This is a genomic window from Photorhabdus sp. S10-54 (assembly GCF_963878145.1).
Lineage (GTDB): Bacteria > Pseudomonadota > Gammaproteobacteria > Enterobacterales > Enterobacteriaceae > Photorhabdus > Photorhabdus kayaii.
The window spans coordinates 14885-34738 of record NZ_CAWNXG010000018.1; the positions used below are offsets into that span (position 1 = coordinate 14885).

Consider the following 19854-nt stretch of genomic DNA (forward strand, 5'->3'; position numbering starts at 1 on the left):
GATATTTGCGAAACTACAAATATGTATGCACTTTCTGCCAATGAAGCTAAAACTCACTTTGGTGATATGTTGTTAAGAGCACAGCGTGCCCCGATCCAGATTAATAAGAACGGCAAGCCGGTCGCTGTTGTTTTATCAATGGATGAATATGAAGACATTGAAGCGCTTAAGCTTCAGCTTTTGAAATACAGAGCAGTCCAAGTCAAAGCTGATATTGAGGCAGGTAACCTAGTTGATGGTGAATCGTTTTTTGATGAACTAGAGACAGGTAAGTACGACTAATGTCGCTCTTCTATTGTTTAACACCGGATGCCCAAAGAGATCTATTCGAAATCCGCCGATTCGAGTGAGAAGTGATTTAATGTGGCTGATTGTTTTGAATTGAGGCTAGAGATGGAAAACATTAAATGTATTTTCCTGTTCGTATGGTAGTCGAAGAATTTTATGCTCGTCTGAGCTTAATGCCTATGGATAACGCCCAGTGTTTTGTATTAAGCCTATTTAGAACGAGCAGTACTATGAAAATTCTATATAAAATTGCGAGTTGCCCCTTAAAAGTACTTAAAAGAGGGAGACTTTTTTAAAATAAATTGAACGTTTAAAGAGATAAACTATCCAATGAATATGTCATTGATGATGAAATGTTTCATGGGTATATTCATCTTGAATTGGCAGAAGAAATAATTTTTATTGCTAACCAATACCATGACTTGATTTATACCCTATTTCTCATTATCACAGCGATAATTTTGGGTGAGAATATAGTGATCTTTAGGTATTTTGTTGTGAAATATACAGAGGCAAAATCTTGGCAAAGGGAATGAACGGAGTAAATTAAAATACCTTGGTTAGGGTGATGAATGCAGGACTGGAGTATTTATTGGTCGGTGGTGATGTACCAAATCATGTTTTCGCGCTAAATTTAGCAGGCAACCAGATAATCATTTTGATAAGGTAGGTAAGAGCCTATGAATGAAAATGGATTGAGTCGATTTATTGTCGATTATATTGAAAGCCGTAAACAATCAAAGCTGGAGGCTTTTGATAAAGAGGCTGAAAAAAAATTGTCAAAACTAACCTCTATGGAGGATATTACGCTAGTTAAACAAAAGTTAGCTGAACAGCGTAAGGAATTGGAAGAGCACTATGAAGTTAGAAATTGGCTGGATGATGCGGTTAGCCGAGTAGATCAAATCCGCTTAGTGACACATGTTCTGAAATTTACCCATACTTATGCAAGAGGTAGCAGTATTTTCGCGGTACAATCAAAAACAAATGTAAAAAAAGATATTAAATATCTTACCACGGCAGCTTTAGACAAACCTGCCATAGATGCGGCGGGAAATGCGGCTGCTCTTGATATTGCGAAATTATTATTAACAGAATATCGGGAAGGTGATTCATTACTGGCAAATATAAATCGGGCAGACTATTCAGCACTAGCTGAACTGGCGAAAAATGAGCAGCAGCTTGAATTATGGGTCAATGGGTTTAGGCAAATTTTATCAGATAAACGACTTTCTTCACATAGACTAGCAAAACAGCTTTATTTTCCTGTCGGCTATGATAAATATCACTTATTAGGCCCACTATTTTCTTCATCTCTGGCGCATACCATACATCAGCGTATTACTGAAGCACGCTTTGGTGAATTATCTAAAGAAATTAACAAAGCGAGAAAGGAAGAATCTTGGCGTTCTGAAACTATCATGATTTATCCTAATACTGCTGTGCAGTACTTTGGTAGCACTAAGCCACAAATTACCTCTTATCTTAACAATATGCGGGGTGGACGAGTTTATCTTTTACCATGCTCAGCTCCTGAATGGAAAAATATAACTAAACCACCTATGAAGCACAGGTCTATTTTTGATCTGGGCTGTGAGTTTGTATCATTAGTCCGTAGCACTATTTGGCAGATGCAACGGTATTTGTTGAATGTACAAAAATATGAAAACACGTTAGAGATCCGGCAATGTCGTCAGGAATATGTTAATGAAATTATTGATATTTTGTTTAACTATGTCGTCGACATACAAAATTTGATTGAGCTTAAAGGCTGGAGTGCTAATGAAGATTGTGAGTTAAAACGTGCTCAACAGCTTTGGCTTGATCCTTATCGCTGTCAGCAAGATGAAACGTTTAAATTTGAACGCGAAGGTGGTGATTGGAAAAAAGAAATAGCCGCAGATTTTAGTTACTGGCTGAATCAGAATTTAAAACATGAGCGGTTAGAAATGGGGTTATCTGAACGTCGTGAGTGGGCTTCTGTGTTTAAAGAGCGGCTACGTGAATTTGAGGATGAATTGCCAGAGGTACAGTTATGAGCCATTTAATTATTTTACATCATATTCGAGTAGAGAATGCTAATGCTATTACTGGCTTAACCTATGGTTTTCCAGCAATTACTCACTTTCTTGGATTTACTCATGCTATCTCACGTAAGCTACAAAAAAGCCATAATCTAAAACTGGAAAATTGTGGTGTAATTTGCCATAACCACCAACTTCATGCATATCGGTCCGATCCAATTAAAGATAAAGTTTTTGCATTAACTCGCAATCCGTTAACTAAAGAAGCAAAAACGGCAACGATTAATGAAGAAGGTCGTATGCACATGATAGTTTCTTTATTAGTAGAATGTTCTGGTGAAATTGCTGGTGATGCAGAGGCTAACGACTTGGAACAATATTTACTAGAAATATGTCCAACTCAGCGACTAGCAGGTGGTACTATTACTGAAATTACTAAAGTTAATGTTATTGCTTTTCCGCAGGAAGAACGGGAAACCCGTAAGTTAATGCGTCGTTTATTGCCGGGTTTTATCTTGTTAGATCGCTCTGAATTGTTAGCTAAACACTACGAAGAATTAAAACAGAATAATTCTCAGATAGAAATGATTGATGCCTGGCTTGATTTTTCAACGATAAAAATGCGGGCTATTCCTGTTCGTGAAGATAAGCAACCTGAAATTGGTGATTCTGCCTATTGGGAATATATTCCTAAACCCGGTTCTGGATATTTAGTTCCTCTGATGACAGGTTATCAGACAATATCACCGTTATATCCCGCCGGGAAAGTAGATAAAACCCGTGATCCTAATACTCCATTTTGTTTTGTAGAAGCAATTTACGGAGTAGGTGAATGGAAAAGCCCACACCGTATTGATGATATTCGCCAGTTACTCTGGTGTTATGACTATCAAGAGGGAGAGGGTGTCTACAGGTGTTGTAATCAACAGACTATTTCCCGTCAATCCAAACCCAATAAGAAAGTAAGAATAATCGACTGATTAATTTAAAGAAGGATATCTACATGTCTAAATCAACAATTAAAACGGCCTCTGTACTGGCATTTGAACGTAAATTTTCTAATTCTGATGCTGTTATGTTTGCTGGAAATTGGAAACAAATTGACGGCGAATGGCAACCTATCGCTATTCAGGAAAAAGCTGTCCGGGGGACGATTTCTAACCGCTTGAAAAACGCTTTAACCAGCGATCCAGCTAAATTGGATGCAGAGATCCAAAAAGCAAACCTGCAACGTGTCGATGTTGCCGCATTGCCTTTTGATACTGATACCCTAAAAGTCAGTTTCACATTACGGGTTTTAGGCAATCTTTCAACACCATCAGTATGTAATGACCAGGATTATCAAGCTGAACTGGCAAACGTGATCAACGGTTATATTGCTGAACAGGGTTTCAAAACGCTTGCAGCACGTTATGCAGAAAATCTGGCTAATGGACGGTTCTTATGGCGTAACCGAGTTGGAGCAGAAGAAATTAAGGTTCGCGTAAGTGGTAAGAGTGGCAAATGGTGGGAGTTTGATTGCGAAGATTTTAGCTTACGTGAATTCAGTCAGGTGGAAGGTGATTTAGCTAAACTTGCTGCTGAAATTGAGGAAGGATTGGCTGGCGATAGATCAACATTTTTCAACGTTGAAGCTTTTGTTCGTTTGGGGCATGGGCAGGAAATTTTCCCTTCTCAAGAGTTGATTCTCGATAGTAACAGTAAAAAAAGCAAAGTGTTGTATCAGGTCAATGAAATTGCTGCATTGCATTCGCAAAAAGTGGGTAATGCGCTCCGAACTATTGACACGTGGTATCCAGATGCTACGGAGTTGGGCCTTGGCCCAATAGCGGTTGAACCTTATGGTTCTGTCACCAGTCGTGGTAAGGCTTATCGTCAACCTAAAGTAAAAATGGATTTTTATACTTTGTTAGATAACTGGGTCGTTAAAGGAAAAGTACCAGAAGTAGAGCAACAACACTATGTTATGGCGACGTTAATTCGTGGCGGTGTTTTCGGTGAAAAAGGTGAATAAGGGGATCAGATGGATTATTACTTTGAAATCCGCGTTCTTCCTGATCTTGAATTCAGTCAGCAAGATCTTATGGCGGCGCTGTTTGCTAAACTGCATCGGGCTTTGGGGCAGTTAGGAAATGGACAGGTTGGTGTCAGTTTTCCCCGAGCGGGGAAAACGTTGGGGAACACGCTGAGAATTCATGGCTCAAGTGAAACGCTGAATGATTTACAAACATTACCTTGGTTAAAAGGACTCAGGGATTATACTGAGGTGATTGATAGCCAGCCAATTCCTCAAGAAACTAAGTACCGTTGTGTCAGTCGAGTACAGGTTAAAAGTAGCGCGGAACGGCTTCGTCGTCGCGCTATTAAAAAGGGATGGTTAACGGAGGAACAAGCTCGGCAGCGTATTCCAATCAGCAAAGAGCAACGTTCTCATTTACCGTTTCTGAGTCTTAAAAGTTTGTCATCAGGTCAAAGCTTTCTGTTGTTTGTCGAACAAGGGCCCATAGAAGACAAACCAACGTCAGGCGTTTTCAGTTCTTATGGATTAAGTTCATCAGCTACCATTCCTTGGTTTTGACCCTTTTTTAGCGGCTAATTATAACTTATTGATTTTATTAAGGGATTGGCCGCTGCTAATAAAAAGGGTTTTTCTGCTTTTTATCATTATGTTCTTTAATAATCAGCAAATTAAAGTTAGTATCTAACAGTTCACTGCCGCACAGGTAGCTTAGAAATGTGCATATTGCAACATTAACTCAGCGTGCACGTTCACTGCCGTACAGGCAGCAAGAATAAAAGAGTTTTGCTTTAATGGCAGAACTCTTTTTTCCCTTGGATTTTGTATTAATAATACCTATTGACGTGTTTATCTTAAGAAATATTTAGGGGATTGAGGACGATGTGCCCGTAGGAAAATAATGTAGCTTTTCCTAATAAATGTATCCGATCTCCATGCAATTCACACATAATGTCTCCACTACGTTTTGACAATTGGCGTGCATACAATCTCTGTTTATTTAAACGGTCGCCCCAAAATGGGGCCAATACACAATGTGATGATCCTGTGACTGGATCTTCTGGCACGCCTTTGGCGGGTGCAAAATATCGGGAAACAAAGTCAATCTGTTGTTCACCATGTGCTGTTATGACAATTCCCGGTAAAGGTAAAGCCGCTAGTTTGTCAAAATTAGGTTTTGTATTTAGGACCTGTTCTGCGGTTCCAAGTAAACAAATGTAACGATTATGGGAGACAAAAAGCTCGGATATTTTCTGGCCCAATGCATTTTCAATATTTTCTTGCAGAGAAGACTCTTTTTTGTAAGTAGCTTTGGGTAAATCAAGTGTATAAGTATCGTTGTCATGATAAACGGCAATATCACCGGAGTGAGTTTGAAATACGATGGGATTATCAGTAACGGATAAATATTCAACCATTACGAAAGCTGTCGCTAATGTTGCATGTCCACACAAATCTACTTCAACTTTGGGTGTAAACCAACGTAAATGGTTACCGACAAGAAAAGCAGTTTCGGAGAGATTTATTTCCGTAGCAATAGATAATAGAGTTTCATCAGGAAGCCAATTATCTAATATAACAACGGCGGCTGGATTGCCAGAAAATGGGTGATCTGTGAATGCATCAACATGATAAATGGGTAATAAAGTCATTTGCATCTCTCTTAAACAGATTTAGCTATGAAAAGGGGGATTGATATTCTTATTCAAAAACTACTCGCGCTAGTTTATAGCAACTATACCCTATGGATTTCAAGATGCATCGCGACGGCAAGGGAGTGAATCCCTGGGAGCATAGAAAACTATGTGACCGGGGTGAGCGAGTGCAGCCAACAAAGAGGCAACTTGAAAGATAACGGGTATATATGTAATAGAAAGGGGAATGAGCTATGCAGCTTTAAGTTATTTAGTAAGTTTATTGAAGCGTTGAATATCATTATGTTAACCATATACAGCCAGCTTTTTTTGACCCTTTTTTAGCAACTAATTATAACTTGTTGATTTATTTAAGGGATTAGCTTTTGCTTATAAAAAAGGTTTTCTTAGTTTTTGTCAATTTACTCTTTAATAATCAGCAAATTAAAGTTAGTATCTAACAGTTCACTGCCGCACAGGCAGCTCGTGGCTGGCGACGTTGCATCTCAACGGTCTTCTCGGGTATGCCACAACCGCAGCACGTAGATCATCGAATCAAGAATTTCGTAACGTACCTCGTACTCGCCAACCAAAATACGCCTTACCTCGCGTGGCTCGAACTGAAATAGTTGCTCTCCAATACGCGGATTAGTTAGCAAAATCGTCGGTGCCTGGGTCAGCGACTGTACCGCCCGAGCGGCAGCTGGCTTATTAGCCAGAGCCAGAAATTCATACAAACGCGCCAAATCTGACAGCGCCTTAGTGGTCCACTTAAGCTCCATCAACGCGGCATCGGCAGTTGATGGTCGGTACCGAGGCTGTCAGCCCAAGCCTGCACCGCCTGGTGATCGATAACTCGACCGGTATCCACGTCTGCCAACGCTTCTTGGGTCAGACGATCACGTTCCTCTTCTTGGGCGATCCATGCGGAAAGAGCCTGTTTCATGATCCAGCCACGTGAGCGTTCAAGTCGGGCTGCCATCTGGTCAACTTTGTCAGCCATCGGGAGTGGCACGTGTGCGGTCAGTACCTTGGTTGCTGCTTGTGTCATGCTACTCTTCATTCTAATGACTCCTCTTGTTTTATTTTAATCAAAGTTAATCATAGTGATTGGCTTTGATTTGGTCAAGAGTGTCAAATTGAACTATAGTAATGAAATGACAGATTGGCTTATAAAAGAAGAGAATATATTTAAATTAAATGATTTAATAATTTCAAAAAACACGAATGAAAAGGATTCTTAATATGATTAACGTTGCTATTGCTGGTGTTGGAAATTGCTGTTCGTCTCACTATCAAGGGATTTATTTTCACTTAGATAGCGATCCAATAATTAATGATCTAGGTATTTCAATCAAAGATATCAATGTGAAAACTGCATATAATGTTGATTGTAGGAAAGTTGGTTTACCAATATCAAAAGCAATTTTTGCAAAACCTAATTGTGCAAGGGTATTCTGTACTGATTTGCCAGAAGGTCTGATTGTCGAGAAAATTGAAGTTTTTGATGGTGTATCTTCGTATATGAGCAATCAACCTGAAGATCGCGGGTTTCGTGTATCGAGTGATCAAAAACCAATTGACTTGGCTTCTAGCCTTAAAGAAAACGAAATAGATATATTGATAAACTATTTACCTGTTGGCTCTCAAAAGGCTACCGAGTACCTTGCTGAATGTTGTCTGGAATCTGGTGTTTCTTTGCTTAATTGTATTCCAGTGTTCATAGCGTCTGATCTTGAGTGGGATAGAAAATTCTACGATAAAGGCATCCCTATCATAGGTGATGATGTGAAGAGTCATTTAGGTGCTTCAATCTTGTCGCAAGTATACCAGGAATTAGCACATTCAAGAAGTCTAACTGTTGACTATCGCCAGCAAATTAGTATTGGCGGAAACACTGATTTCAATAATATGATGGTTCAAGAAAGATTAGCATCCAAAAAAATTTCGAAAGAGAACGTTATTAGAAGTCAAAATGAAATTTCCGGAGTGGGTGTTCCCGAGGATTCCCTGATTAAGTTCGAGGTAATTTATGTTTATGCTTCAGCATCTCGTAGTGGTGATTCTTAACGGAGTCTACAATTTTTGCCAGACTTTGCCTTTCTGGACCAATCTCCACCGCCTAATCCTTCACTTTCTCAATATCTTGCCACGAAGTAGTTTGGGGTTCAGGGTCATCTAAAAGATAGGAAAATAATAGTTCTAGGCTGTGTCCCTCAATTAAATAATCGTCTTAAGAAATAAACGGATACAACCTAATTTCACCATAGCTATATAGTTTCTTGCGGTTTTTTCATAACGTGTGCCAATGCGACGATACTCTTTGAGTCGACCAAAACCTCTTTCTACAACATTTCTTCTTCGATAGGTTTCATGGTCGAATTTAACCCGTCCATCTGTTCGGGCTTTTTCGTTTGATTTATACCCGTTATCTTTCAAGTTGCCTCTTTGTTGGCGGCACTCACTCACCCCGGTCACATCGTTATCTATGCTCCCGGGGATTTGCTCCCTTGCCGTCGCGATGCAACTTGAAATCCATAGGGTATATAGGGAATTATCACTTTTATTCCCTGACGTTTTAACCGGTTGCGTAATGAGTGGCTGGCGTAACCTTTATCAGCAATCACCGCTTTTGAACGCCGTTTCATAAAACCGTTTTTACGCTGAATACCCAGACCATCCAGCAGGCGTATTGCATATTGACTTTCGTGACATTGACTGGCACTGAGTACCACATTCAGTGGGTGTCCTTTTCCATCGACCGCCAGATGGATTTTGGAACCATAACCCCCCTGAGAGCGACCCAGGCCATGGTCTCCGGTGATATCGGGATGTTTTTTTGGGCGCCAGCCGCACAATGTACCTCATCCAGTATTGACAATAACTTATTGAAAATGAGATTAATTATTCCTGATTTTGACCACCGATTAAAGCGGTTATAGACGGTCTTCCAGGAACCATAACGTTCGGGTAAATCCCGCCAGGGGGTGCCGGAACATAGCACCCAAAACAGGCCGTTGATAACCCGGCGGTGTTCAACATAAGGGTGTCCTGGCCGTTGAGAATGTTCAGGGGGCAATAAGGGGAGCAGTAACGCCCATGCTTCATCAGGAAGGTCGTAACGAGCCATAACATGTTTTGTCCGAAAGTCAGAGCCAGATTGATTATCCTATCTCAATCTATTGCGGGACACAGCCTAGTATATTCACGACATAACGCTGTTCACTGCCGCACAGCACAGGCAGCGGCGCACTCGATTGAGTGCGCTAAAATTAAAATAAAGAAGTCTATTTTCTACCTGATGAGCATCAATTCTTATGCTTTTGAGCATATGTTTCACTATTAACCCATTGATGGTCTTTTTCCCAGGTAAATAACCACTTACGGGTTGGTCCGGCCATTACGTTGAGATAATAGTTGTTGTAACCGGCAATGGTTGCTACTGGGTGATAGCCTTTGGGGACCATGACCACATCTTTGTTGTAAACAGCCATTGATTCATCTAGTGTGCGGTCATCGGTATAGACGCGTTGCATGCAGAATCCTTGAGATGGGTTCAAACGATGGTAATAGGTTTCTTCCAAATAGGTTTCCTGTGGCGCATTGTCGGTATCGTGTTTATGGCTAGGGTAGGAACTGGTACAGCCTTCATCGGTAAAGACTTCAACCACCAACAAGCTATCAGCAGGTTTGTTATCCGGTAGAATGTTGTGAACATAGCGCTGGTTGTAGCCATTTCCACGTTGTTCTGCACCAATATCCTGTGGCGTAATCAGGCGAGTCGGGTAACTTCCTTTACCCGGTGCCTGGCATACCGCGAGTTCGAGAGCGGTATCGGCAATGATTTCAACAGATTCCCCCGCAGTGATGTAAACGGCATAAGGTTTTTTGCGTTCAAATGGCTGCATGCGATCGCCAATATGCTCAAATCGTTGATGTGTCGTCGTTACTGTGGCTTTTCCCGCCACCAAAACCAGACAGGTTTCATTTTTTGATGCGGGTAAAGTGATTTTTTCACCCAAGGCCAACTCATAAACATCAAAATGGACATACTTCCAATTGGCAGATTCTGGTGTGATATGTTGAGTTCGTCTATTCTGATCCGGTGCATGATATTTTGATAATAATTTGGACATATTACCTACCTCAGCATTGCTTTTGTATAAATCGAACGGCGACTATTAAAGTAATCCTGCATCTCTAGCTAGTTGATGTAAATTGTTATAACCCATTGTTGCGTAGGTGAGTGGATGGGCAATAGCAGGATCTTGTTCTGCTTCAACTACCAGCCAGCCTTTATAATTTTGTTTTTTCAACACTTGAAAAATTGCCGGATAATCAACGCAACCATCTCCCGGTACTGTGAATACACCACTCAGGACTGCATCAAGGAAGCTGGTTTTACGGTTTTTTATATCGTTGAGTACATCAGGACGGATGTCTTTACAGTGAACATGATTAATGCGTTTTGCCCAGCGTTCTGCGATAGCCAGTGGATCAGCGCCAGTAAAGGTTAAATGGCCGGTATCCAGCAATAATCCAACTTCATCACTGGTATTTTCCATCAGATGATTAATATCTTCCTCAGTTTCAATAACCGTTCCCATATGGTGGTGATAAGCAATTTGAACACCTTGTTCTTGGGTGTAGCGGGCAAATTCAGTTAATTTTTCACCGTATTCTTGCCAGCGGTTAGCTGGAAATTGAGGGCGAAGATGGACTGGCTTGTTTTGATCGCCATGAATGCAGTTTGTCACTTCCGCAAATACCATGACATTAGCCCCCAGCTCGCGTAGCAGGGTCAGGTGAGATTGTACCGCTTTAATCTCTTCCGCCACTGAACGGGTGAGTAATTTGCCAGAGTACCAGCCAGATACCAGCATGAGATCGTGGGCGGCAAGAATGGGGCCCAATATGTTGGCCTGACGAGGGAATTTGTTGCCCAATTCAAAACCGGTAAAACCTGCCTGGCGGCCTTCTGTTAAGCAGGTTTCCAGTGGCGTATCTGCGCCGAGGGTGGGTAAGTCATCATTAGTCCAAGTCAGAGGGTTGATACCAAGTTGAACAGCCATGATGGTGCTCCTAGTTGAATAAAATAATTTTATTATGTTGCTATCCGCGCTGACGCCATAAGCTAATCAGGTTGTGATAGTTGGTTTTTATTTTCTGGATCAAACGGTTATCATCAATCTCATTTTTTAGCCATTTTAGGGATGGTTGACCAAATAGGGTTCTTCCGACAGCAAAACCTTTGACGATGGATTTGCCGGCTGCGGCATTAAAGCCCATTTCCAGCTCTTCTTGTGGAGCATCAAGGCCAAGAATAACGACGCCACGGCAATAGGGGTCTCTCTGCTCGATGAGATAGTCAATGTTGTCCCAACTTTCAGAACTGAGAGGTGGGAGTTTCCACCAATCCGGTTTAACGCCAAGGTTATAAAATCGTCTAAGCGCGCGAATATAGAATTCATCTGAGTGTTTCATTTCCGCAGGTAGAATCACTTCCAGTAAAAGTTCGTGACCAGATTTACAGCATGCGGCATAAATTTCCCGAACTTTTTTCTCTTGTTCCAGACGGAGTGGGTGAGCGTCTTCTGGATGGAAAAACACCAGGCATTTGACGATGTGTTCCAGTGGCCAGTCAATAAGTTGGGAACCTATGTTGCCATGTTCCAGACAAAGCGGGCGAGAGCCGGGTAGCTCAATTGGGCGGCCTATCCACCAACCTTGACCGGTAATTTCGTTTAAAACATCCTGACCAAAAGTGCTGTCACATAACAGGCCTATTTTTCCTTGTAACCCTGCTTCTGTGGCAACTTCTTGGCTGGCGCGCAATAGAAGTTGTTTTAATGATGAAATACGCTTGATACTGGCATTTGCTTGTCGGGCTAATTCAATAAATTGAATACGATGATCAAATGCCATTACGCACAGTTCGTCCCATTGATTTTTACGGGCGCTGATACGGTGAAGGTGATTAAGTGTTTCATCCAAATCAGGGCGTAGTATTTGATTGGCGCGTGATAAATAGTTATCAAGCTCTGTTTTATCTGGCATTGCTGGCGCGCAGCCATGACGAGAAACAACTAATGCGCCACAAGCATTAGCGTAGGTACAGGCTTTTTCCCAACCTTCGTTATTTAGATAGCCGCGTAACAGGCCGGACATAAAAGCATCCCCGGCGCCGAGAACGTTAAGCACATCGACAGAAACGCCCTGTATGGTAATGCTATCATTCAGATCATTAGGAATTTCAGCGGTAAAAACAGAGCATCCCAGTGATCCCCGTTTGCAAACTAATGCAGCGGACGTGAGTTTACGAATGTTGTGTAGTGCTTCGATAGTATCTGTGGAACCACCGGCAATATGGAACTCTTCTTCTGTGCCAACAATGAGGTCAAATAGTGATAACACTTCCTGTAGCTGAGCTGTCACCTGCTCCGATGCGATATAACGTGTTTCACCATCTCCCAGAGAAGTTAACCCCCAAAGTACCGGGCGATAATCAATATCTATGACCGTTTTCACACGGTTACGGCGGGCGTAGTTGAGGGCCGTCAGCACCGCATCGCGAGTGTTAGGATGAGAAAGATGTGTTCCGGTGATAGCCAGACAACGAGCGGATGCAATGTATTCTTCACTGAAATCATCACGGGTAATTGCCATATCGGCGCAGTTATCACGATAGAAGATCAAGGGGAAAGTGGTCTTATCTTTGATTCCTAGCAGCACCAGTGCCGTAAGGCGTTCTTTATCCGTGGTTAGATGGCTGGTATCACAGCCAACACTTTGCAACTCTTCCCTAAGGAAACGTCCCATATGCTCATCACCGACTCTGGCTAGCATGGAAGATTTAAGCCCCTGACGAGCGGTACCATAGGCGACATTACCGGAAGAACCCCCAAGATATTTTGCAAAACTTCCCATGTCTTCCAGACGTGCTCCGATTTGTTGGCCGTAAAGGTCAACGGCGATTCGTCCCATGCAGATGACATCAAATTTTTTTTGCTGCTCCATTGAACAATTCCTTATTAAGTACAACATCAAGTGTTGCTATGATGAGCTCCGACAGTGGAAGATTGATAAAAATAATTAATTAATTTCAGTGACATTCACCCAACGTTGTTCTTGATAAGAATGAGCAATGGCATCCAGAATACGTGAGACTTTCCAACCTTCGGTGAAATCTGGCCATATCTCTTTATTGCTGGCGATACCATTGATCAAGTCTCTGATTTCCACTGTTTTTTGATCATTGAAGCCGATGCCGTGACCTGCACCGAGACAGAATGGTGCATAGTCAGGATGTTCCGGTCCAATAAGAATAGTTTTAAAGCCTTGGCGGTTTGCTGGTTCATCGTGACGGTAAAGTTTTAGTTCGGCCATTCTTTCTTGCGTAAAGCTCAAAGTACCTTTTGTTCCTGTAATGGTGTAGCTCAAACCCATTTTGCGGCCGCAGGCAATACGGGAGGTTTCAATAATACCCATTGCTCCACCGTTGAAACGCACCATAGCATGTGCTTGATCTTCGTTTTCTACCGCAACCATAATGTTAGAACCGGTTTTTTCCGGGCGTTGTTTGATGATAGTTGCCATGTCTGAGCAAACAGTTTGGATATCACCAACCAGGAACTGCGCCATATTGATGATATGAGCAGCAAGATCGCCTAATGCACCTAATCCAGCTTTATCTTTGAAGCAGTGCCAGTGAATAGGGATGAGTGGATCAGCCATATAATCTTCGTTATGAGTGCCGTAGAAGTGAATGACTTCACCGATTTCACCATTCGAAATGATCTCTTTAGCCAGTTGTGCGGTAGGGTTTTTCATATAGTTAAAACCGACTAATGTTTTCACTCTGGCTTTTTTGGCGGCTTCGACCATTAATTTTGCATCAGTTGAGTTTAGTGCCAGTGGTTTTTCACAATAAACATGCTTGCCATGTTTGATCGCTTCGAGAGCCATCTCTTTATGAAGAAAATTTGGTGAGCAGATATCAACAACATGAATATCGGGGTCTGCTACTAATTTGCGCCAATTATCAGTAAAGCGCCGGAAACCTAACTGTTCAGACCGTTTTGCGGCGAGTTCAGCAGAAACTTCGGCTACCATTTCACAAACTAGTTTGCCTGCCAGAGGGAAAACCGTAGGTGCTTGTGCGTAAGCAATGGCATGTGTGCGTCCGATGTAACCAGTACCGATTAGGCCGATACGAATCTCTTCCATATAGCTGTTTCTCCGAATAGAAGCGGATAGGTCGTTTGTTGTTGCAGTCAATTCTTTAGTGTTTGCCAGTTAGCCTTGGTTGCTGTCATACACCTGTTATAGGAAACATTTATTTCATTTTCAACTTAAATAAAAATATTGATTTCAAGTTGTGATCTGATAAGGGTTTTTTATGTAATTCATTGTTATATGGGGTTAATTTTATAATGAGTTAGGTGCCATTCAGTGATAAGAACAGAAAAAATAGAATATTAGAATTTTTATTTTATTTATGGCTTGGTATATACCCTATGGATTTCAAGATGCATCGCGGCGGCAAGGGAGCGAATCCCCGGGAGCATAGATAACGATGTGACCGGGGTGAGTGAGTGCCGCCAACAAAGAGGCAACTTGAAAGATGACGGGTATATATGGAGCGTGTGTTAGTTAGCAAAGGGAGCTGTTATCTCTCCAGGATTTCCTCTTTCAAATATAGGATGCAGGGAAATCCTGGCAGTGAGTTATTCTGATAATAATATTGGAGTAATAAAGTCAGTTATTTATTTTATTTACCTGATCTTTTTGGTGTACTATTTATTACAAGCTTCCTGAATAGCGTTTTACCTATCTGGTATAGTGCATAAGATAGTATTAATACCGCAGACAGGTAATAAATAATCATAATTACCTTGGGAACATTATGTGCGAGGAATATATATATCGAGATTGAACAGAGTGTAATTAACCATGCAACCGGTTTCACCATAGACCACGGCGTAATATTTACCTGTTCGGTATAAACATCTTCAAATGGTTTAGCTGGAAAAAAGTAGCCAATAGCCAACATGAAAATAACATTGAGGACAAATAAAATGCCAACCAGATGAAAAAAGTGCAGGTTAATTTTTAAAATGAAATTACAGACAATATAGGCAGACATACCGAATAATAGGCCAAGTTTAGCGGCAATAGGCGGCACTCGTTTAGTCATCAGACCAACTAATACCACGCTGAGAATTGGCGCATTAAAAATCCCCTGTAATTGTTGAATGAGATAGAACAGACCATCCGGTGCATTAGCGACTAACGGTGCGACGATCATAGTGATTAACGCTAGCCCGATCCCCAAATATTTACTCATAGCGACTGTTTGCGTTTCGGTGGCATTTTGATTGATTCGCTGTTTGTAAATATTGACGATAAACAGTGTCACAGATGAATTAAGTCCGCCGCTGAATGTGGAAAATACCGCACCGACGACCACAGCGGCAAAGAAACCAACCAATACTTCCGGTAGAATTAAATGTACTAATTCTGGGTAAGCGTTATCTGGATTATCTATTTGTCCTTTGAAAATATGGAAAGCAATAATGCCAGGTAGAATAATAATAGACGGCATGATGAGTTTAAGTAAAGCACACAACATGACGCCTTTTTGTCCTTCTGCTAGATTTTTCGCACCAAGAGCCTTCTGAACAATGGATTGATTGGTACACCAAAAAAACATATTGGAAACAATTAGGCCGGTAAATAGCGTAGAGAAAGGGACCAGAGAATCTTCACTGCCGATGGAGTTAAATTTATCAGGATTAGATTGATAAACTTCAACTAATCCTTGCCAGGCATTGCCATTACCGACATAGAGCAGGGCAAAAATAGTTACCATTAATCCGCCAACGATTAAGCCAATGCCGTTAATAGTATCCGCGGCGGCAATGGCTTTAATACCGCCAAAGATGGCATAGACCGCACCTAATCCACCAACGCCCCAAACCATAATCCATAGCGCTGTAGTTTTATCAATACTGAATACATTGGAAACCTGGAATAGACTTTCCAATGCAATCGCGCCGGTATATAGCACAATGGGGAGTAGTGAAATGATATACATGGCCAGGAAAAGAATTGAGGTAATAAGCAGCGTATTTTTATCAAATCGGCGTTCAAGATATTCCGGGATGGTTGAAATACCGAGTTTCAGATATTTAGGCAGAAAATAAATAGCGAATAGAACGATGGTCACAGCGGCTATTACTTCCCAAGCCATAACGATAAATCCGGTTCGGAATGCTAATCCATTCAAACCGATTAAATGTTCTGTGGACAGGTTCATTAATAACATAGAGCTACCAATATAAACACCTGTGAGAGATCGTCCGCCAAGAAAATAGCCTTCAGTAGATTCTGTCAGACGAGTATTATGGGTTTTGTAATAAGCGAAGCCAGCCACTAATAGGGTAAAACCAATAAATGAGAGAAAAGCTAACATACTATCCTCCAAGCCTGATTGACTGTTTTCAGGCAGCAATATGCTGACGGGAAAGTGGTCTTTCCCGTTTTTAGGGTGAAAATAAATGTGAGTCAGTTATTTAGAGATATGGAGCTGTTTTATAATCTGATTTCTTTACCTGAATGTAGGGATTCGAGAGCTTTATCGGCCAGATAAAGTGCCTGTTCGCCATCAGCGCCACTGCATTCTGGTGTGGCGCGACCAGCCATGACATCGACAAAATGGCCCCATTCAGTAATGTAGGCTTCCCGGTAACGTTGCAGGAAGAAATGCTCTGGCTTGGCAGTTAAACAACCGCTGTTTTCCCAGAGCTCAACGCTGTTTTCTTTGATATTACCGGCGCTAAGCAGCCCTTTTTCACCATGCAATTCAATCCGTTGATCATAGCCATACCCGGAACGGCGGCTGTTGGTAATGGTTGTCATTGCACCTGATGGGAATTTCATAACAATAAAGGCAGTATCGATATCACCTGCTTGCCCGATAGCAGGATCAACCAGGTTACTGCCTTGGGCGTAGATCGAGCAGGGTTCCTCACCGATAATAAAACGCGCCATATCGAAGTCATGTATTGTCATATCCCGGAACATACCACCAGAAACTTTGACGTATTCAGCGGAGGGAGGAGAGGGATCGCGGGAAATAATCAGCAGAGATTCGGCTTTTCCTATCGTACCAGCATCAAACAGGGTTTTTACTCGGCGGAATTGCGGATCATAACGACGGTTAAAGCCAACAAATAAGGGCACCTGATATTGTTTAACGATTTCAAGGCAATGACGAATACGTTCAATATCAAGATGAACCGGTTTTTCACAGAAGATTTTTTTATGATATTTTGCTGCGAGTTCAATTAGGTCTGCATGAGTATCTGTTGCTGAGGCAATAAGAACACCATCTATTTCAGGGTCAGACATTGCCTGTTCAATAGTTTGTCTTTTTGTTTGGTATTGCTGTACTAAAAGTTCAGCACTTTTCTGATCGGGATCGACAACGGAATAAAGACAAGTTTCTTTATGATGAGAGATATTCACTGCGTGTACTTGCCCAATTCGTCCAGCGCCAAATAATGCAATGTTGAACATGGATGCTCCTTGATACCTAAGTATCTGCTTATGAGATACTTTAAAATATATCAAATAAAATATTTATTTCAAATTATCAATATTTGGAAATTATATTTTTGAGTGTGGCGTAGCATTTTGTTAATAATAATATTAAATTTGTGTTAATTAGATCACGTAAAGTAAGATTGATACTGGATGGAGTGGAAAATTTGTCCTTTAAAAACAAATTATAATATGCATTCGACTAAGTATATGGTTACGCTTAGTTATAGAGATTAATGAAAGGAAAAGAGTAACTTATTTCCAGAATAAAAATTCCAAAAATGGCATTGAAAATGGTGAGGAAAGGGAAAATGGCCCGTAAGATAACAGGCCACTCACTTCTAGTACTGACGTACTCTGGTTGCAACCATCTCCTTTATTTTCTTTGCGGCAGATTCTATGGCTGGATTTTTGGCCACTTGTGCTGTGCCTACTCGCCACCATGATTCATAATCATGCGTCATTGTTTTAGGTAACACTTTGATATCTATGAGTACTGGTACCGTCTGTTTTTGGGCTTCCTGTAACGCACAAAGCAGTTGTTGCTCATCGTGGACTCGGTAACTTTTACAGCCGTAGCTTTCTGCATTTTTGGCGAAGTCGACTTTAATCAGTTTGCCATCCATGTTGCCGCTTTCTGGGTTACGATAACGATTTTCTGTTCCGAAACTGCCCATCCCTTGGCTCATTTGCAGATTATTGATGCAGCCAAATCCCGCGTTATCAAATAGCAACACGGTGATTTTGATATTTTCCTGTACTGCGGTTTGCAGCTCTGAATGAAGCATCATATAAGCGCCATCACCGACTATGGCATAAACCGGTTGGTTGGGGCAGGCTAGTTTAGCGCCAATAGCAGCGGCTATTTCATAGCCCATACAGGAATAGCCATACTCAAGATGATAGGTATCCGGTTGTTTGGGTTGCCATAATCGCTGTAAATCGCCAGGGAGGGAACCTGATGCACCAACAATAATCGCTTCGGGCTCAAGATATTTGTCTAATAATCCCAATACGCTGGTTTGTGTCAGGCGGGTTTGTAATGTTTGGCTGTATTCTTCCAATTTATCATCGAGATGACCGGGAATTTCTGGTGTGAAATCTACCTGATACTCAATATTGAACAGACGATTTAACTCTTTTCTCCATGTTTCCCGTGCCTGATGAATCTCATCTTGATAACCACTGTGATAATGCAATTGAATAAGTTGTTCTGCAATAGCGTTTAACCCTGCTTGGGCGTCTGATACAACGGGTATTGCATCCAGTTTGCAGGCGTCGAATTCCGCTACATTGATAGTGAGAAATTCAACTTCTGGGTGCTGAAATAGCGATTTGGATGCAGTGGTGAAATCAGTAAACCGGGTGCCAACACCAATAATTAAATCGGCCTCTTTGGCGATCAGGTTGGCAGCAAGACAGCCTGTTGTGCCTAAGCCACCACAATTAAGGGGATGGTCGGCAATTACGGCGCTTTTACCTGCCTGTGTTTCAGCAAAAGGAATATTGAAGTGTTCTGCGAATTGACGAAAAGCGTTATGAGCTTCTGAATAGCGCACTCCACCACCGCAGATAAGTAAAGGTTTTTTTTTGCGGTTTATGAGTGCCACCGCATCGTTAATCATGGCAACAGAAGCAGGGCGGCGTTCAATGCGGTGAATTCGTTTTTGGAAGAAATAGTCAGGAAAATCCCAAATCTCGCCTTGAACGTCTTGTGGTAGGCAAACTGTGACGGCACCAGTATCGGCTGGATCGGTCAGAACTCGCATCGCATTAATCATAGCGCTCATTAGCTGTTCTGGTCTGGAGATACGATCCCAATAACGAGAAACAGGGCGGAAACAGTCATTGGTGCTGATAGTATGGTCGTGGAACGGTTCAACCTGTTGTAAGACTGGATCAGGTTGACGGCAGGCGAAGAGATCACCGGGTAATAACAGCAGAGGAATGCGATTAGCTGTGGCAGTTGCCGCAGCGGTTACCATATTGGTGGAGCCAGGGCCAACAGAGGAGGTTACGGCAAAAATCTGTTTGCGCTTTTTCTGTTTAGCAAAACCTGTGGCGATATGGGCCATACCTTGCTCATTGCATCCTTGGTAAACGGTCAAGTGACCAGGATCTTGCTCCAGTGCTTGCCCCAATCCAACAACATTACCGTGACCAAAAATGGTAAAGATTCCTCTGATGAATGGGTATTGCTCTCCGTCTGCTTCCACATATTGCTGGTTCAGGAATTTCACCAATGCTTGAGCTGTCGTCATTGTTGATTTGTTCATGTTACAGGACT

At 41.8% G+C, this 19854-nt stretch carries 16 protein-coding genes and 2 pseudogenes; 6 read left to right on the top strand and 12 right to left on the bottom strand.

Going from position 1 to position 19854, the window contains the following annotated elements; translation table 11 throughout:
- Window positions 1-21 precede the first annotated feature (21 nt).
- The 5 genes from AACQ83_RS11845 (at window position 22) to cas6f (ending at window position 4890) form a co-directional block, all read left to right on the top strand.
- Window positions 22-282: a type II toxin-antitoxin system Phd/YefM family antitoxin gene (locus AACQ83_RS11845; protein WP_112877914.1), complete on the top strand. Its 261-nt coding sequence runs from the start codon at window positions 22-24 to the stop codon at window positions 280-282.
- Between the two features lie 686 nt (window positions 283-968).
- Window positions 969-2327, top strand: a complete 1359-nt coding sequence (gene csy1 / locus AACQ83_RS11850) for a type I-F CRISPR-associated protein Csy1 (RefSeq protein WP_112877865.1) — start codon at window positions 969-971, stop codon at window positions 2325-2327.
- Window positions 2324-3292 (top strand): type I-F CRISPR-associated protein Csy2, encoded by a 969-nt coding sequence (gene csy2 / locus AACQ83_RS11855; RefSeq protein WP_112877866.1) that lies wholly within the window; start codon window positions 2324-2326, stop codon window positions 3290-3292. The genes csy1 and csy2 overlap by 4 nt, the downstream gene beginning before the upstream one ends.
- Before the next feature lie 23 nt (window positions 3293-3315).
- Window positions 3316-4326 (top strand): type I-F CRISPR-associated protein Csy3, encoded by a 1011-nt coding sequence (csy3, locus tag AACQ83_RS11860; protein ID WP_112877867.1) that lies wholly within the window; start codon window positions 3316-3318, stop codon window positions 4324-4326.
- Window positions 4327-4335: 9 nt separating this feature from the next.
- Window positions 4336-4890 carry a type I-F CRISPR-associated endoribonuclease Cas6/Csy4 gene (gene cas6f, locus AACQ83_RS11865; protein ID WP_112877868.1) on the top strand — a complete coding sequence of 185 codons (555 nt, stop codon included), beginning with the start codon at window positions 4336-4338 and terminating at the stop codon, window positions 4888-4890.
- A gap of 293 nt (window positions 4891-5183) precedes the next feature.
- Here cas6f and AACQ83_RS11870 read toward each other — a convergent pair whose 3' ends face one another.
- The 3 genes from AACQ83_RS11870 to AACQ83_RS11880 form a co-directional block, all read right to left on the bottom strand.
- A complete protein-coding gene (locus tag AACQ83_RS11870) occupies window positions 5184-5981 on the bottom strand; it encodes a PhzF family phenazine biosynthesis protein (protein ID WP_192881016.1) in 798 nt (265 codons plus the stop codon).
- Between the two features lie 488 nt (window positions 5982-6469).
- Window positions 6470-6745: a type II toxin-antitoxin system RelE/ParE family toxin gene (locus tag AACQ83_RS11875; RefSeq protein WP_112877870.1), complete on the bottom strand. Its 276-nt coding sequence runs from the start codon at window positions 6743-6745 to the stop codon at window positions 6470-6472.
- A complete protein-coding gene (locus tag AACQ83_RS11880; RefSeq protein WP_370446061.1) occupies window positions 6745-7026 on the bottom strand; it encodes a CopG family ribbon-helix-helix protein in 282 nt (93 codons plus the stop codon). Before AACQ83_RS11880 ends, AACQ83_RS11875 begins: the two co-directional genes overlap by 1 nt.
- Before the next feature lie 182 nt (window positions 7027-7208).
- Here AACQ83_RS11880 and AACQ83_RS11885 point away from each other — a divergent pair, with 182 nt between their 5' ends.
- The gene (locus AACQ83_RS11885) at window positions 7209-8033 is read left to right on the top strand and encodes a Myo-inositol-1-phosphate synthase (RefSeq protein ID WP_240000784.1); all 825 of its coding nucleotides are present in this window, start codon (window positions 7209-7211) and stop codon (window positions 8031-8033) included.
- Between the two features lie 150 nt (window positions 8034-8183).
- Here the strand turns inward: AACQ83_RS11885 and AACQ83_RS11890 are convergent.
- The 9 genes and pseudogenes from AACQ83_RS11890 to iolD form a co-directional block, all read right to left on the bottom strand.
- Window positions 8184-8387, bottom strand: a pseudogene (locus AACQ83_RS11890) (transposase); the annotation flags it as partial.
- A 125-nt stretch (window positions 8388-8512) separates the two neighbouring features.
- Window positions 8513-9093: pseudogene (locus AACQ83_RS11895) on the bottom strand (IS5 family transposase); the annotation flags it as partial.
- A 178-nt stretch (window positions 9094-9271) separates the two neighbouring features.
- Window positions 9272-10099 carry a 5-deoxy-glucuronate isomerase gene (gene iolB / locus AACQ83_RS11900; protein ID WP_112877873.1) on the bottom strand — a complete coding sequence of 276 codons (828 nt, stop codon included), beginning with the start codon at window positions 10097-10099 and terminating at the stop codon, window positions 9272-9274.
- 45 nt (window positions 10100-10144) lie between these two features.
- Window positions 10145-11035 carry a myo-inosose-2 dehydratase gene (gene iolE, locus AACQ83_RS11905; RefSeq protein WP_112877874.1) on the bottom strand — a complete coding sequence of 297 codons (891 nt, stop codon included), beginning with the start codon at window positions 11033-11035 and terminating at the stop codon, window positions 10145-10147.
- Between the two features lie 40 nt (window positions 11036-11075).
- The gene (locus tag AACQ83_RS11910; RefSeq protein WP_112877875.1) at window positions 11076-12980 is read right to left on the bottom strand and encodes a bifunctional 5-dehydro-2-deoxygluconokinase/5-dehydro-2-deoxyphosphogluconate aldolase; all 1905 of its coding nucleotides are present in this window, start codon (window positions 12978-12980) and stop codon (window positions 11076-11078) included.
- A 75-nt stretch (window positions 12981-13055) separates the two neighbouring features.
- On the bottom strand, window positions 13056-14189 hold the full coding sequence (locus AACQ83_RS11915) for a Gfo/Idh/MocA family protein (RefSeq protein WP_112877876.1): 1134 nt from the start codon (window positions 14187-14189) through the stop codon (window positions 13056-13058).
- 544 nt (window positions 14190-14733) lie between these two features.
- The gene (locus AACQ83_RS11920; RefSeq protein ID WP_112877877.1) at window positions 14734-16437 is read right to left on the bottom strand and encodes a solute:sodium symporter family transporter; all 1704 of its coding nucleotides are present in this window, start codon (window positions 16435-16437) and stop codon (window positions 14734-14736) included.
- Between the two features lie 119 nt (window positions 16438-16556).
- Window positions 16557-17543 (bottom strand): inositol 2-dehydrogenase, encoded by a 987-nt coding sequence (iolG, locus tag AACQ83_RS11925; RefSeq protein WP_112877878.1) that lies wholly within the window; start codon window positions 17541-17543, stop codon window positions 16557-16559.
- A gap of 365 nt (window positions 17544-17908) precedes the next feature.
- The gene (gene iolD, locus AACQ83_RS11930) at window positions 17909-19843 is read right to left on the bottom strand and encodes a 3D-(3,5/4)-trihydroxycyclohexane-1,2-dione acylhydrolase (decyclizing) (protein WP_205068655.1); all 1935 of its coding nucleotides are present in this window, start codon (window positions 19841-19843) and stop codon (window positions 17909-17911) included.
- Window positions 19844-19854 lie beyond the last annotated feature (11 nt).

Coding starts and splice junctions, on each gene's coding strand:
- AACQ83_RS11910 (WP_112877875.1), bottom strand. CDS start 12,980: ATGGAGCAGCAAAAAAAATTTGATGTCATCTGCATGGGACGAATCGCC.
- AACQ83_RS11920 (WP_112877877.1), bottom strand. CDS start 16,437: ATGTTAGCTTTTCTCTCATTTATTGGTTTTACCCTATTAGTGGCTGGC.
- iolG (WP_112877878.1), bottom strand. CDS start 17,543: ATGTTCAACATTGCATTATTTGGCGCTGGACGAATTGGGCAAGTACAC.
- csy3 (WP_112877867.1), top strand. CDS start 3,316: ATGTCTAAATCAACAATTAAAACGGCCTCTGTACTGGCATTTGAACGT.
- cas6f (WP_112877868.1), top strand. CDS start 4,336: ATGGATTATTACTTTGAAATCCGCGTTCTTCCTGATCTTGAATTCAGT.
- iolB (WP_112877873.1), bottom strand. CDS start 10,099: ATGTCCAAATTATTATCAAAATATCATGCACCGGATCAGAATAGACGA.
- csy2 (WP_112877866.1), top strand. CDS start 2,324: ATGAGCCATTTAATTATTTTACATCATATTCGAGTAGAGAATGCTAAT.
- AACQ83_RS11885 (WP_240000784.1), top strand. CDS start 7,209: ATGATTAACGTTGCTATTGCTGGTGTTGGAAATTGCTGTTCGTCTCAC.
- iolD (WP_205068655.1), bottom strand. CDS start 19,843: ATGAACAAATCAACAATGACGACAGCTCAAGCATTGGTGAAATTCCTG.
- AACQ83_RS11870 (WP_192881016.1), bottom strand. CDS start 5,981: ATGACTTTATTACCCATTTATCATGTTGATGCATTCACAGATCACCCA.
- iolE (WP_112877874.1), bottom strand. CDS start 11,035: ATGGCTGTTCAACTTGGTATCAACCCTCTGACTTGGACTAATGATGAC.
- AACQ83_RS11880 (WP_370446061.1), bottom strand. CDS start 7,026: ATGAAGAGTAGCATGACACAAGCAGCAACCAAGGTACTGACCGCACAC.
- AACQ83_RS11845 (WP_112877914.1), top strand. CDS start 22: ATGTATGCACTTTCTGCCAATGAAGCTAAAACTCACTTTGGTGATATG.
- AACQ83_RS11875 (WP_112877870.1), bottom strand. CDS start 6,745: ATGGAGCTTAAGTGGACCACTAAGGCGCTGTCAGATTTGGCGCGTTTG.
- csy1 (WP_112877865.1), top strand. CDS start 969: ATGAATGAAAATGGATTGAGTCGATTTATTGTCGATTATATTGAAAGC.
- AACQ83_RS11915 (WP_112877876.1), bottom strand. CDS start 14,189: ATGGAAGAGATTCGTATCGGCCTAATCGGTACTGGTTACATCGGACGC.